The organism is Agromyces selenitireducens, from assembly GCF_052748465.2.
Genome location: NZ_CM188259.1, coordinates 3,827,847 through 3,842,190 on the forward strand (window position 1 = coordinate 3,827,847; position 14,344 = coordinate 3,842,190).

The 14,344-nt window shown below is 67.8% G+C and carries 10 protein-coding genes; 4 read left to right on the forward strand and 6 right to left on the reverse strand.

Annotated elements, in window-relative coordinates; genetic code table 11:
* On the forward strand, positions 1-1,035 hold the full coding sequence (locus ACULK4_RS17945) for a LacI family DNA-binding transcriptional regulator (RefSeq protein WP_445963752.1): 1,035 nt from the start codon (positions 1-3) through the stop codon (positions 1,033-1,035).
* A 687-nt stretch (positions 1,036-1,722) separates the two neighbouring features.
* On the opposite strand, the gene ACULK4_RS17950 is transcribed toward ACULK4_RS17945, so the two are convergent.
* The 6 genes from ACULK4_RS17950 to ACULK4_RS17975 form a co-directional block, all read right to left on the reverse strand.
* Entirely contained in the window at positions 1,723-3,717 is a 1,995-nt protein-coding gene (locus tag ACULK4_RS17950) for a glycoside hydrolase family 3 N-terminal domain-containing protein (protein ID WP_501043339.1), read from the reverse strand.
* A gap of 351 nt (positions 3,718-4,068) precedes the next feature.
* Positions 4,069-6,360 carry a glycoside hydrolase family 3 protein gene (locus tag ACULK4_RS17955; RefSeq protein WP_445963754.1) on the reverse strand — a complete coding sequence of 764 codons (2,292 nt, stop codon included), beginning with the start codon at positions 6,358-6,360 and terminating at the stop codon, positions 4,069-4,071.
* A 354-nt stretch (positions 6,361-6,714) separates the two neighbouring features.
* A complete protein-coding gene (locus tag ACULK4_RS17960; protein ID WP_445963755.1) occupies positions 6,715-8,025 on the reverse strand; it encodes a TRAP transporter large permease in 1,311 nt (436 codons plus the stop codon).
* 8 nt (positions 8,026-8,033) lie between these two features.
* Positions 8,034-8,618, reverse strand: a complete 585-nt coding sequence (locus ACULK4_RS17965; RefSeq protein WP_445963756.1) for a TRAP transporter small permease — start codon at positions 8,616-8,618, stop codon at positions 8,034-8,036.
* 69 nt (positions 8,619-8,687) lie between these two features.
* A complete protein-coding gene (locus ACULK4_RS17970) occupies positions 8,688-9,728 on the reverse strand; it encodes a TRAP transporter substrate-binding protein (RefSeq protein ID WP_445963757.1) in 1,041 nt (346 codons plus the stop codon).
* 192 nt (positions 9,729-9,920) lie between these two features.
* On the reverse strand, positions 9,921-10,991 hold the full coding sequence (locus ACULK4_RS17975; protein ID WP_445963758.1) for a LacI family DNA-binding transcriptional regulator: 1,071 nt from the start codon (positions 10,989-10,991) through the stop codon (positions 9,921-9,923).
* A gap of 120 nt (positions 10,992-11,111) precedes the next feature.
* On the opposite strand from ACULK4_RS17975, the gene ACULK4_RS17980 reads away from it, so the two are divergent.
* The 3 genes from ACULK4_RS17980 to ACULK4_RS17990 all read left to right on the forward strand — a co-directional run bounded on the left by ACULK4_RS17980 (position 11,112) and on the right by ACULK4_RS17990 (position 14,305).
* The gene (locus ACULK4_RS17980) at positions 11,112-11,369 is read left to right on the forward strand and encodes an adenine nucleotide alpha-hydrolase family protein (protein WP_445963759.1); all 258 of its coding nucleotides are present in this window, start codon (positions 11,112-11,114) and stop codon (positions 11,367-11,369) included.
* A 99-nt stretch (positions 11,370-11,468) separates the two neighbouring features.
* Entirely contained in the window at positions 11,469-12,869 is a 1,401-nt protein-coding gene (gene uxaC, locus ACULK4_RS17985) for a glucuronate isomerase (RefSeq protein WP_445964144.1), read from the forward strand.
* Positions 12,866-14,305 (forward strand): mannitol dehydrogenase family protein, encoded by a 1,440-nt coding sequence (locus ACULK4_RS17990; RefSeq protein WP_445963760.1) that lies wholly within the window; start codon positions 12,866-12,868, stop codon positions 14,303-14,305. Before uxaC ends, ACULK4_RS17990 begins: the two co-directional genes overlap by 4 nt.
* Positions 14,306-14,344: the final 39 nt, after the last annotated feature.

Consider the following 14,344-nt stretch of genomic DNA (forward strand, 5'->3'; position numbering starts at 1 on the left):
ATGCCAGAGCCAGCCGGTGGGTTCGAGAAGCGCTCCCGTCCGACGACGTTGCGCGACGTCGCTGAGTTGGCGGGAGTCTCGATCGCCACGGTCTCGAAGTCGTTGAACGGTCGTGAGCATGTGCACCCCAAGACGCGAGAGCGCGTCCTCCTCGCTGCGGAAAAGCTCAGATTCGCGCCGAACTCGCTCGCACAGGGCCTCTTGACCGGACGCACGGGGACTGTAGGGCTGCTGACGAGCGACATGGAGGGCCGCTTCTCGCTGCCCATCCTTGTGGGCACGGAAGACGCGTTCGGCACCGACAGCACCTCGGCGTTCCTCTGTGACGCCCGCGGAGATGCGATCCGCGAGAAGCATCACATTCGTGCGTTGCTGGGTCGACGGGTCGACGGGCTGATCGTGGTCGGGGATAAGACCGATCCCAGGCCGTCTCTCGGGCAGACCCTTCCGGTCCCGGTGGTCTACGCGTATGCACCATCGGACGATCCTTCCGATATCTCGGTGATCAGCGACAACGTGCAGGCGGGGCGCATCGCCGCCGAGCACGTGATCAGCTGCGGGCGTCGGCGGATCGCCTATGTCGCGGGTGACATCACCTACGCTGCGGCCCGGGACCGCGTCGCCGGGGCCGTCGACGCACTTCAAGCGGCAGGCCTCGAGCTTCTGGGCGGGGAGGCGCTGTACGGCGCGTGGACGGAGGAATGGGGACGGGGCGCGATGCGCACGCTCCTGACCCGGTTCCCTGATCTGGACGCGGTGCTCTGCGGGAGCGATCAGATCGCACGTGGTGCACTCGACGCCCTGCGCGACCTCGGTCGTTCCGTGCCGTACGACGTCGCAGTGATGGCCCACGACAATTGGGAGCCGATCGCGACGCAAGCCCGGCCACCGCTGTCGACGATCGACATGCAGCTCGAGTTGCTCGGAAGACGCGCAGCCGAACTGCTGTTCGATGCGATCGGTGGCAACGTCCAGCCCGGGATTCACACGGTGAGCGCCAAGCTGGTGACACGCGGATCCACCGCGCTCGCGTAGCGCCGAGCGGTGTGGGGCGGGGCGCTCAAGTCCGCGAGCCCCTTTCCGCACGCGGTTGTGCGTGCAGAAAGAGCCAGGAGAACACGCAATAGGGCTGGTCGCGACCGTCGCCCGATGCTTTCGCCTAGTGCTTCCCCAATGGAAACCTGACTACCCTTCACTGAGCGCGGCGACGGTGGTCGGGTTCTGAGGATGGATGCCTCAGATCGCTCACTCGCCGGAGTCACTGCTCACGGTCAACTCACGCGGCTCGTGAGCCCGAGTGAAGCACTGTGAACCGGCACTTAGGAACTTCTGCTTCCCAAGCAGACAGCGCGGGTTCGATTCCCGTCATCGGCTCTCTGTGTTTTTTCCCTGATCAACCGCTATTTCTGCCGCAAAATTGACGTTCGTCAATTCGATTTGTTTTCGCCGCGTCACGGTTTACTCACGGTTAATGATTCAACTTGTTTTCGTGAGTGGGCTCCACTCAACTCCGTCGAACCGAGGCGCACCTTCCTTCGCCGCCTCCACCACGACCCGCGACTGGGCGGCGATGTGTGCCGTCGATGAAGACGGGGCACAACGGGGTGCCCAACGGCCGTTTCCGAATCATCGCTGATGATGTGGTTCTCTCCGGCGTACGTGAACGGAGGCCCGGCGGCAACCGCCGCCGGGCCTCCAGCTATCAGATTGAGCGTTCTGGGATCAGTACGACAGTCCGAAGCCGAACTCGTAGGCGTCGCCCACCTCGTTGACGTAGGCGTAGTCGAACTGCTCCGCATAACCGGGCACGTCGGGTGCATTCGCATCCACAGCTGCCTGGTCTGCCGGCAGAGTCAGCGGGAGCTCGCCCACCGGGTTGAACCGACCGCGGATCACGTCGATGAGCGCGTCCATCTTGATGTCGAACGTCGCGACGACGGATGCGGCGCCGGGCTCGATCTCGTCGAGGATCCACGGGAAGACCGCGTTGACCGCGAGAATCGTCGGCACTGCTTCCTGGATCTCCTTGACGCGATCGACGTTGACGCCGGTGGCGGGGCTCAGGTCGATGTCGTTCGGCTCCTCGCCGCCCGTGTCGTTGACGTTCGGCCGGACGACCACGAGCGCGTCCGTCGCCTCATCGAGCGTGTCGACGAGAACAATGTCCTCGTCCGTCGCGGCGATGAGGTTCTTGAGCTGCTGCGTCTGAGTCGCAGCGCCGGATCGCGTCACAACCTCGACGAAGAGTCGGGTCTCGTCGACCCGGTCGTCGCCGATGGGCAGCTGCCCGCTGTCGTTGCGCAGGAGGGTGATGGACTGACGATGAGCGTCGTCGGCGACGGCCTGGTTTGCAGCGTCGTCGGCGACGATGTCGGCCTCAGCAGGGTCGACATACGGGTTCTCGAACAGACCGAGGGTGAAGATCTCCTCCAGCAGCAGCGTCACCTTCGGGTCGAGGTCCCGCTCGGACAGCAGCCCGGTCTGAACGGCCTCGATCAACGGCGTCGGGTCGTTCTCGTCCGAGATCAGCGCCGATCCGGCCGTCACGGCCTTGGCGTATCGCTCGGGCATGGAAAGGTCCTGGGCACCCCACGCTCGGTCCGTGAGCTGACCGCTATCGGTGTTCACATACCCCTCGAACCCGAGGTCGCCGAGGACGCCCTGAAGGAACTGGCTGCTGTAGGCGCCGGCGATCTCCTCGAACTGCTGCGTCTCCGAGTACCACAGGTCCCGGGGGAGCTGCTCGGCGCTTCCCTCGTTGAGCGGGACGTTGTAGTACGACATGACCGACGAGCTGCCCGCTTCGATCGCCGCGGCGAACGGCGGGAGCTGGTAGTCGTACAGGCTGCCAGGCGTGGGGTACAGCGCGTACTGGCCTCGCTCCCCGTGAGGGTCCCATCCGCGGTCGACCGGACCGTCACCCGGGAAGTGCTTCACGGTCTGGGCGACGGAGTCCGGCCCCAATTCCTCGCCCTGGAATCCCAGCACGAGTTCGCGGGCGATGTCGGCGTTGAGGTCCGGGCTCTCACCGAACGTGCCGTTCACACGCGTCCAGCGCGGTTCGGTCGCCGTCTCGATCTGGTAGCCGTAGATCTTGTGGATGCCGGCGGCCCGCCATTCCTCGCGGGCAATCTCCGCGAACTCCCGAGCCACCGAGGCGTCGCCGGTCGCGGCGATGCCGAGGCTGCCGGGCCAGAGCGAGAACACGCCCGTCGCCTCGCTGATCCCGAACTGCTGGGTCGGGTTGACGTGATTGCGCGGGTTGGAGGTGAAGACGACCGGGATGCCGAGGCGTGTCCCTTCCGCGATCTCCTGGTAGGTGTTTGCGCGCACCGCCAGCTCGCTCGCCTTGGGGTTGTCGCGGAGGATGAGGTGACGGATGTTCCGGTCCTCGACGTACCCCACGGTATTCGGGTTCGGGGAGGTCACGCCGCCGGGCCGCGGTCCGCGACCCTCGGACGTGATGTGCATCAGTCCGGCCTTCTCTTCGAGGGTCATCTCCTTGAGAAGGTGGTGCGCGCGCGCCTCGACCGGCAGCCGCCAGTCCTCATAGCGGTCCACCTTGCCGTTTCCGTTTGCGTCCCGGAATTCGAACGGGCCGATGTGAAGGGTCGGGTTTGCCCTGGACTCGATCTCCGGCTGCTCGGGCCCGCCCGGAGCCGCCAGAGCCGGTGCTCCGATCCCGAATGCGAGTGGGATGACGGTCGCGACGCCCAATGCCGCCAAGGTCCGCGATCTCCGCGATGTGACCATAATCGTCGTTCTCCTTTGAACTCCCGCCCGGTATCTCCGGGCGTCTGCGACCTTGAGCCGCAACGTCTACGCTTTCAACGACGAGTCGGATGTCCACGTGGTTGCCGCAAGTTTCAATTGGATTCCGTACACCGGGGAATACATGGCGTACGCGCGCGACGACCGGTCCGCATCGGCGAAGCCATGCGACCGCCGATGCTCTTCAAAGGCGCGGAGCGGAGCTCTCCCGGCGGCTAGGGGCAGTTCGTCAGGTGAAACGCGAACGGCGGGCCACCCTTGCCGGTGACCCGCCGTCTCACGACGCGAAGGAGTGCGTCACTCCTCGTATCTGAGGCCGAAGCCGAACGGGAAGAGCGCCCCGTCGTCGGTCTCGTCGTACCCCGGGGTGTCGGGGTTCTGCTGGACGATCGCCTCGCGGGTGCCGGCCAGCGCGAACGGCATCCGGCCCTGCGGGTTGAACTCGCCCGAGACGATGTCCATCAGCGACGCCGTGCTGTTGCCGAAGTTGGCGAGGATGGCGCCAGCGTCCCGCAGTCCGCTGGCCTCGTCGAGCACGTAGGGCTGACGGAAGTAGATGTCGAGCACGGTGTTCTCGGCACCGACCTCGGACATCACCTGCTGCACGGTCTCCAGGGACGGGGTGATCTCCCACGAATCGGCGTTCTCCATCCCCGTGAAATCGAGGATGCTGGTCTCCCAGGGGAGAGAGCCGCCGAAGCGCAACCCGTTGTCGGTGCAGGAACCGCCGCCGTTGATCACGCAAGCGTCGGCCGCTCCGAACGGACTCTGCCCGTCGAGACCCTCGTACCCCTCTATGCGACTCGTGTTGATGTGCTCGGGATTGAGTCCGGTGGCCGGGCTGTTGCTGGCGTAGGACCCCGTGTTCACGTTCCGGGCGGTCATCGAGATGAGGGCGACGTCCGCGTCCGCCGCGGTCCGCTCCTCGGCCGGGTCGTTCCCATCGATGACGTCATAGCCGGCAGCGGCGACCTGCTGCGCGTCGACGTTGCCGAGCACGTACACGGTCTCACCGCCGTCGAGCGGCAGGACAGTGTCACCGTCGACCTCCTGGTTCTGCAGGAGGACGGTGGACTTGCGCTGCAGTTCGACCGCGACCTCCCGGTGCTCGGCGCTGCCGACGGTCGCCGTGGCGACCTCGGGGTCGACGTACGGGTCCTCGAACAGGCCCATCTCGAACATCGGCGCGAGCAGTCGCTCCGCGGCGAGGTCGACCCGCTCCTCCGCCACGAGACCCGCCTCGACCAGGTCGATGATCGTCTGGACGCGGTTGAACCCGGAGAGCGTGTCGGTGCCGCTATTGATCGCCGCAGCCACCCGCTCGGGAACCGTGGCGTCCTCGAAGCCCCATGCACGGTCGTTGATGATGCCCGTGTCGGAGTTCACGTAGCCGGCGAAGCCCATCTGGTCGCGAAGCAGGCCGTTGATGATCTGATCCGAGAAGGCCATCCCGATCTCTTCGTACTCGACGCCCCCGTACGTGACGTCCACGGGAACGCCGTAGTACGGCATGATCGACGCGACTCCAGCGTCGATGGCCGCCTCGAACGGCTTGAGGTGGTACCCGAAGGCATCGCCGGGGTAGACCTGCGCCTTGCCGAAGGCGTAGTGCGGGTCCAGGCCGAGCTCCTGCGGGCCGCCGCCGGGGAAGTGCTTCATCGTTAGCGCGACATCCGTCTCGGCGCTCAGCGAGTTGCCGTCCTTGCCGATCTCGCCCTGCAGCGTCCGGACGAGCTGGCCCATGATGTTCGCGCCGAGGTCGGCGTCCTCGGTGAACGTCTCGTGCGTGCGGTACCAGCGGGGTTCGGTGGACAGGTCGGCCATGTACCCGTACATGCCGCGCAGGCCGATGGACTCCCACTCGTCGCCCATGACCTCGGCGAAGTCCTCGACGACGCTCATGTCGCCGTCAGTGGCCTCGCCGGTCGCCAGCGCCTCCTCGCCGAGGGCGGCCGCCGCGATACCGGCTTCCTTGGGGAACGCGGAGAACGCCCCCGCGGCCTCGTTGATGCCCACGCGTGCCTGCGCCTCGATGTGATTGCGGGCGTTCGACTTGTAGAGCACCGGGATTCCGAGGCGGGTGCCCTCGCTCAGTTCCTGCATGCGGTTCATGAACGTTGCCGCCTCGGCAGGCGTGACCCGCACGTTGGTGCCGAAGCCGCCGCCGGAGGGCTGGCACGTCCGCCCCTCGCCGCTGTCGACGACGTTGCGGAAGATGAAGCGGTGCATCTGCTGCGTGCCGATGTAGTCGTGGGCCGTCGCCGGCACGGTGCCGAACTCACCCGTTGCCGGGTCGCACGAGGCGTTCACCGTGTCGATGAGCATGAGGCCGGCCTTCTCTTCGAGCGTCATCTGCTCGATGAGGTCAGCGACCCGCTCGTCGACGGGCTTGCGCCAGTCCTCATAGGTGTCCAGCTCGCCATTGGCATTGAGGTCCTTGAACTGCCGGCCCTTCTCCGTCAGCACGTCCTTGGCGCGCGCTTCCAGCGCCGGCGGTTTGCCGTGATTTCCCTCGTCCGAGCCGGGCGCAGCGGCCACGGCGCCGACGCCCATCGCGAATGTGAGCGGCACTGCCACGGCCAGGCTCATCAGGCCTCGCCGTCGCATCGCACGCGAAGATGCACTCATCAACCGATCTCCTCTGAACGGATGCGGGAGCACCACAGGGATGCGGACCCCCAGCCCGCCGGCACGGGGCGATGCCCACGACGGCGCCCGGGCGTGTCCCGGGGGTCACAGTTTCCGCGTCATGCGGCCGCAGACGGAAGCGGTTGCCATCGGTTTCATGCGACGTGGATACGTGGACGGCACGCCTGACGCGCGCCATGTCCAGAACCATGCCGAACGGCGGGAATGCCGCCGCACCTCGTTCCGGGCGAGGCGAGGTGCGGCGGCGCATCGGTCGGCGGCGCGCGAACGGCAGGCGCGCGCTCCGTCAGCGCATCACGGACGGATGAGCCCGAATGCCTGCGGCAGCCAGAGCGACAGCGGCTCCCAGAACGTCACGAGGAGCAGGCCCGCGCAGAGCGCCCAGAAGAACGGCATGATGCGTCCGAACACGGGTTCGATGCGCACCCTCGCGACGCGAGCGGCGACGAAGATGTTGTTTCCGACCGGTGGCGAGATGTTGCCGAGGCACATGTTGAACACCATCATCGCGCCGAAGTGGATCGGGCTGACGCCGAGGGCGGTGACGACGGGCAGCAAGATCGGCGTGAAGATCAGGATGGCGGGAGTCGGGTCCATCACGGTGCCCGCCAGCAGCAGGACGACCATGATGATGATCAGGATGATGGCGGTGTTGTCGGTCAGCCCGAGAAGACCGGCCGTGATCGTCTCCGGGATGCGCGCGAACGACAGCACCCAGGCGAGGATGCCCGAGACTCCGATCAGCAGCATGACGATGGCCGTGGTCTTCGCGGCTTCCAGGACGATGGCGGGGAGCTTGCGCCAGTCGAGGGTCCGTTGGACGAAGCCGAGCACGAGCGAGTACACGACGGCAATCACGGAGGACTCGGTGGCGGTGAACCATCCGAGCAGGATGCCGCCGATGACCACGAAGATCATCCCGAGCGCCGGAATGGCGCGGAGGAACACGATGAACCCCTCGCGCACCGTGGGCCGCTCCGACGCCCGCAGCTCCGGTCGCTTGCGCACGTAGATCAGCACGACCAGCGCGCACAGCAGCGACCACAGCAGCCCGGGGCCCACCCCGGCGAGGAAGAGGGCGGCGATCGACGTGCCCGAGACGAGCGAGTAGATGATGAACGTGTTGCTCGGCGGGATCAGCATGCCTGCCGGCGAGGAGGCGGCGTTCACGGCTGCAGTGAAGGAAGGGTCGTAGCCCTCCTTCTTCATCCGTGGCGACAACACGGTGCCTACGGCCGCTGCTGACGCGACGGACGCGCCGGAGACGGCGCCGAACATGGTGTTCGCGACGACCGTCGTCTGGGCGAGGGACCCGGGCAGGCGACCGGAGAGCACCTTCGCGAGGTCGATGAGTCGGGCGGCGATCCCGCCGGTGTTCATGAGCCCGCCAGCCAGGATGAAGAAGGGGATGGCGAGCAGAGCGAACGAATTGGTGCCGGCGAACATGCGCTGTGCTGAGGTCAGCGCTGCACCCTCCCAGCCGAGGAGCAGGGCGATCGCGATGGCGGAGGGCAGCCCCATCGCCACAGCGACGGGCAGGCCGAGAGCGATTCCGAGGGCGATCCCTCCGAGCAGGACGATGGAGACGACGGCAAGGGTGTCCATGGTGTCCTTCAGACGGATTCGGCGGCTTCGTCGACGGGCGGGAACGGGGTCTCGGCGCCGGCGACCACCTTGAGCAGGTGGAGGAGGGAGTAGAAGGTGATGAGGATGCCGGCGACGGGGACGACGAGGTAGATCTGTCCGACGCTGAGCGGGATGGTCGCGAGTTGCTGGCCCCAGGCGTTCTCGATGACGCGGATGCCGCCGATGACGAGTACGAACACCGCGAAGAAGGCTACGAGCAGTTCCACGAGCACGGCGACGACGCGTTGAGCCGGAGTCGGGAGGCGAGTGACGACGATCTCGACCGCGATGTGCCCGCGCTCGGAGAAGACCAGGGCGATCGCGAGCATCGCGAGCACGACGAAGGTGTACCTCGAGGCCTCCTCCGTCCACGGGGCTGAGTCCCGGAGGACCAGACGCGTGAAGACCTGCCAGACGACGATCGAGACGAGCGCGACGAACGTCACGATGCAGATGATGGCGAGGGTTCGATCCAAGACGCGGCGGATGGCGTCGAGCGGCCGGATCACGCCGTTCCAGCGCACCGGCGGCTCGGCGGGCGTGGGCTCCGGCGTCTCGTCAGGGTTGTTCACGGTTCCTCCGTCTGCTGCAGGAGGCCGGATGGGAGGACGTCGGGCGCCGCTCCCATCCGGCCGGTCACGCTACTTGGCTGCGCCGCGCGCGGCTTCGTAGAGCTCGATCTGGCTGTCCTCGGTGAGGAACTCGTCGACGAGCGGCTCGAGCGCCTCGGTGAAGGCGTCCTCGTCGACCTCGTTGAACGACGCCCCGCCTGCCTCGGCGTCCTCGATAGCCTGCTCGGTCGCGTCGGTCCAGAGCTCGGTGTGCTGCTCCCAGGCGGCGGTCCACTCCTCGTCGAATGCGGCTCGGTCGTCCTCCGACATCTCTGCGAGCAGGTCACTGTTGATGATGAGGTAGTCGGTCCCGATGAGGTGGTTGGTGTACGAGAAGGACGGGGCGACCTCGAAGTGCTTCTGCGTGAAATACGACACCTCGTTGTTCTCGGCGCCGTCGATGACGCCCGACTGCAGGCCGGTGTACACCTCGCCGAATGCCATCGGCGTGGGCGAGGCGCCCAGTGCCTCGACGAGGGCGATGAAGAGCTCACTCTCCTGGACCCGGAGCTTCTTGCCCGCAAGGTCCTCCGGCGTCTCGACCGTGCCGTCCTTGATGTAGAAGCTTCGGGCACCCTGGGTGAAGCCGCCGATGACGGTGAGGCTGTTGCTGTCCTCGAGCGACGTGTAGAGGTCGCCGACGACCTCCGTGTCGTTGACCACGGACATCTGGTGCTCGATCGAGTCGAAGACCGTCGGCACGCTCAGCGCGACGAAGTCCTGCGACAGCGTCTCGAGCTGCGCTCCGGACACGATCGCCATGTCGACCGACCCGTCGCCGACGAGCTGCAGCGACTCGGCCTGTGCACCGAGTGTCTCGTTCGGATAGACGTCGATCGTCCAGCGGCCGTCGGTGGCCTCGCTCAGCCGCTGGCCGAACTCGTCCAATGCGATGTAGGAGGGGTGCTCCTCGGTCTGGTTGAGGGCCAGGCGGAGGGTCTTGGGCGCGGCGGCCTCGCCGCCGTCGCCGCCATTGCCGTTGCCTTCGGCCGTGGCACCGCCACAGCCGGTCAGGACCAGCGCCACGAGGCCGGCCGCGGATCCGACGAGGAGTTTCGTCGTCGTGCTCATCTGTGTCTCCTTTGAACAATCGATGCAAGGGCTGCCGTGGCCGGCGCTTCGCGCCGGACGACCTCAGCCGAGGTGCGGTGGAGCGACGAGGTTGGGCTGCCTCGTCTCGACGGTCAATTTCATGGGCTGCGATACCTGATGGCAACGGGTTGCCATGTGTTGTCTCCGCAGCGGCGTCGACTCGCTTCCCACTCACTTGCCGCCGGGCGAGGCCGCCCAGGCGCGGCGTCGCCGTGGCGCCAGCGCGGTGGAATCCCGCTCGAGGAGCCGAGTGGGAAGGAGGGCTGACCGGACCCGCGCCGGGGATCCGGAGCGGCGAGCACCGCTACGCAGCTCCCTGATCAAGGTCTCGACGGCGAGGGCGCCGAGTTGGCGGAGCGGCGCCGCGACGGTCGTCAACGCGGGCGTGCAGAAATCGGCCCCGAAGATGTTGTCGAAGCCGACGATGGAGACGTCCTGCGGGATGCGCGCTCCCAGCCGCGTCATCCCTCGCATCGCGCCGATCGCGATGAGGTCGTTGTAGGCGATCGCGCACGTGCCGGGACTTCTTGCGAACGCCTGAGCCGCCGCGATGCCCCCCGCCTGCGTCGGCGGGAATGGCCCGAGTCGCCGCGCCTTGAGGTCGAGCTCGTAGGCCGCCTCGCGCAGCGCCTGCCATCTCACTCCGTCGGCCCAGGATGCCTCCGGTCCGGCGAGATACGTCAGACTCGTGTGTCCCAGCGCCGCGAGATGCTCCACCGCACGCCGCATACCGCGAGCGTTGTCGGGCGCGACGCTCGAGACATCCGTCATCGATCGGTTGAGCACCACCGTCGGCCGTTGCTTCGCGGCCACGCGAATGGAGGAATCCGACATTCGCGAGGTGGCGAGCACCACGCCCTCGACCATCGGGATGGCGCGGTCGAGGGCGCGGCGTTCAGCGTCGACCGACTCCTGCACGTCCGCGACGAGGAGGGTGTACCCCGCCTCGTCCGCAGCCGTCTCGGCCCCCCGGAGGATGTCGAAGAAGAACGGGTTCGTCACGTCGGCGACGATCACCGCGAGCAGCGAAGTCCGCCCTGTCGGCAGGGCCCGGGCGAGCGGATTCGCCCGGTAGCCCATCTCTGCCGCGACCTGTCGGATGCGCTCCGCGGTCTCGGCGTTGACCCGGCCCGGACGGGAGAACGTCCTGGACACGGTCGACGGGGCAACACCGCAGGCGGCCGCCACGTCGTAGATGGTCGGCCCGGAACGGCGAGTGGCATCGGAGTCGGCGTCGGGCATGCGGCGGATACTAGGCGGCCGCGCACCGACGTGCAACCGGTTTCCGCCCCAGACCCGTCTTCTGATGCAACACACGGCAACTCACGTGGGAACCCCGCCGGCCCCCCGAGACTCAGGGCGATGGAGAACCCGGACACGTCCCCGCAGCGCGCCTCCGAGACGAGCGCGCAGGTCGCGGTGGCGGAAGCAGAACTGCGCCGCCTCGGCATCGAGGGGGTGCGCGTGTACCACCACGGCGATCTCGCTCGCCTCAGGGTGCATTCCTCCGCTGACCCGGCGATCTGGGCCGGGCTCCTCCGTGCGGAGATCATCAAGGCCGTTCGCTCCGCAGGGTTCCGCCATGTGTCCGTGGACCTCGAGGACGAGTCGGCCGACTGACGCGCGTACTGCCGGAAAGGCCGTTCCCGGCGCGTCCACGGCAAGCGATGGCAACCGGTTGACGGTCCCGAACGCCGATGCTCTCATGATCCGGTGCCAATCACGCTCGACCTCGACCCCGACCGACTGCTGCCCGCCGATCCGGCGACGCGGGAAACGGCGCGCGCCTTGTACGCTTCGGTCGCCGCGCTCCCGATCATCTCGCCCCACGGCCACGTCGACCCGATGCTGCTGCTGGAGGACGAACCGTTCTCCGATCCCGCAGAGCTGTTCATCCGACGCGATCACTACGTGACGCGGCTGCTGCACTCGGCCGGCATCGACCTGGCCACCCTCGGCGTGGGGAGCAGCGCGCGCGCTGAGCCGCGCGAGGTGTGGCGCGCCTTCGCCGCGAACTGGCACCTGTTCGCCGGTACGGCATCGGGATACTGGCTGACGCACGAGTTCGCGACCTTGTTCGGCATCGACGTCGAACCGTCGGACGAGACGGCCGACGTCATCTACGACGCGATCGCCGAGCGACTCGACCAACCGGACTACCGACCGCGGGCCCTGTTCGACCGATTCGGCATCGAGGTCCTTGCGACGACTGACGACCCGATGGATGACCTTGGGGCGCACGCCGCACTCGCGAGCGATCCCGGATTCCGTGGCCGGATCCTTCCGACGTTCCGCCCCGATGCCTACCTGGACCCCGAGGCGAGCGACTTCACCGCTCGGGTCGAGCGCCTGACTGGATGGCACGGCACCGCTCCCGACGACTTCGCCGGCTACCTGGAGGCGCTCGAGTCCCGTCGCGCCCACTTCCTGTCCCATGGTGCGGTCTCGGCCGATCACGGCGTTCGCGAACCGTACACCGTCGACCTCTCCGACGAAGACGCTGCTGCGCTCTACCGCCAGGCCGTTGCAGGCACCCTCGCCCCAGCGGGAGCGCGGGCCTTCCGCGGCAACATGCTGCTCCGGATGGCCGGCATGAGCGCGCGCGACGGCCTCGTCATGACGATCCACCCGGGAGTCTTCCGCAACCACTCGGAAGCCACGTTTCGGCGGCTCGGACCCGACACCGGGCACGACATTCCGGTTCGCACCGAGTACACCGAGAACCTGCGCCCGCTCCTCGAGCGGCACGGGCTGGACCCGAATCTGCACCTCGTCCTGTTCGCCGTCGACGAGACCGCCTACTCACGAGAGATCGCCCCACTCGCCGGGTTCTACCCCAGCGTGTTCATCGGCGCACCGTGGTGGTTCCTGGATGCACCCGACGCCGTCCTGCGCTTCCGTGCCGCCGTCACTGAGACCGCCGGCTTCTCGCGCGGATCCGGCTTCATCGACGACACCCGCGCGTTCCTGTCCATCCCGGCACGCCACGACATGGCCAGACGACTCGATTGCGCCTTCCTGGCGCGACTCGTCAACGAAGGACGCCTGAGCCTCCCCGCCGCCGAGCGGATCGCCGTCGAGCTCGTCGATGCGTTGCCCCGGAAGGTGTTCAAGCTGTGACGACGACCCGACCAGCCGGACAAGCGCCGCTCGTCCGGGAGCCGCTCTCACGCGCGGCACTCGCCCGCCGCACCGGCCGACCTGCAGAACCCTCGCCGGTTCGAATCGCCCACCTCGGGCTGGGCGCGTTCCACCGCGCCCACCAGGCCTGGTACACGCACGCAGCGGATCCAGCGGGCGAATGGGGCATCGCCGCGTTCACCGGACGCCGCCCCGACGCCGCGCTCGAACTGGCCGCGCAGGACAGCCTGTTCACCCTGATCGAGCGCTCCGCCGCGGGCGACGACCTCTCGGTGATCGCCAGCATCTCCCGCGCCATCGACGGCGGCGACCTCGCGCGACTCGTGGAGACCGTCGCCTCGCCCGAGACGTCGGTCGTCACACTGACCATCACCGAAGCGGGGTACGCCCTCGACGCCACGGGGCGGCCGGACGGCTCCGACCCGGCGGTCGCCGCCGACCGCGAGTGGCTCCAGCACGCGCTCAGCGCCGCTGCATTCGACGTCACCGACGGGCCACAGACCGCCCTGGCCAGACTGCTCACCGCGCTCGAGGTCCGGCGCCGTACGGATGGCGGCCCAGTGGCCATCGTGTCCTGCGACAACCTTCCCGCGAACGGCGAACTCCTCCGGAGCGGTCTGCTCGCGCTTGCGGAGTCGAGTCCGGGTACCGCCGATTACCTCCGGTCGGACGTGAGCTTCGTGTCGACCTCGGTGGATCGAATCACGCCGAAGACGACGACCGGCGACCTCGAGACCGTGGCCGCCTCGACCGGATGGATCGACCGCTCGCCGGTCGTGACGGAGCCGTTCCACGACTGGGTGCTGAGTGGGGACTTCCCCGCCGGCCGGCCGGAGTGGGAGCGCGCAGGCGCACGGTTCGTCGACGACGTCGACCCGTTCGAGCGGCGCAAGCTCTGGCTCCTGAACGGCTCGCACACGCTGATGGCCTACACCGGAGCGGCACGCGGCCACCGGACCGTCGCCGAGGCGATCGGCGACAGCGCCATCCGCGAGCGGGTCCAGCAGTTCTGGGACGAGGCCGTTCCGCACCTGCCGTCGGATGCCGGGCTCGAACTCGACCGATATCGCGCCGCACTCCTCGAGCGCTTCGACAACCACCGCATCGAGCACCTCCTCGCCCAGATCGGCGAGGACGGCACCACCAAACTGCGCGTCCGGATCGTGCCCGTGCTGCTCGCTGAGCGGGCAGCGGGCCGCGATGGAGCCGCCTGCGTCCATGTACTCGGGGCATGGGTGCACGCCGCGCGCGCCGGAACGCTGCCCCCGGATCGGTCACACGATGCCATCGCACGCGCCGCGAACGAGGGCGGCGATCGCGCCGTCGCCGGGCTCCTCGACCTCCTCGAACCGAGCCTGTCCGACCATCCGCGCCTCGTCGCCGAGGTCGCCGCGGCATCCCGCCGGCTCGACTGACCGACGCACCCACGCATCGCACCATCCAGAAAGGAACAT

What these genes read in the sequence shown, in the direction of transcription:
- ACULK4_RS17945 (WP_445963752.1), top strand. Translation starts at nt 1, where the DNA reads ATGCCAGAGCCAGCCGGTGGGTTCGAGAAGCGCTCCCGTCCGACGACG.
- ACULK4_RS17955 (WP_445963754.1), bottom strand. Translation starts at nt 6,360, where the DNA reads ATGAGCCTGGCCGTGGCAGTGCCGCTCACATTCGCGATGGGCGTCGGC.
- ACULK4_RS17960 (WP_445963755.1), bottom strand. Translation starts at nt 8,025, where the DNA reads ATGGACACCCTTGCCGTCGTCTCCATCGTCCTGCTCGGAGGGATCGCC.
- ACULK4_RS17970 (WP_445963757.1), bottom strand. Translation starts at nt 9,728, where the DNA reads ATGAGCACGACGACGAAACTCCTCGTCGGATCCGCGGCCGGCCTCGTG.
- ACULK4_RS17975 (WP_445963758.1), bottom strand. Translation starts at nt 10,991, where the DNA reads ATGCCCGACGCCGACTCCGATGCCACTCGCCGTTCCGGGCCGACCATC.
- ACULK4_RS17980 (WP_445963759.1), top strand. Translation starts at nt 11,112, where the DNA reads ATGGAGAACCCGGACACGTCCCCGCAGCGCGCCTCCGAGACGAGCGCG.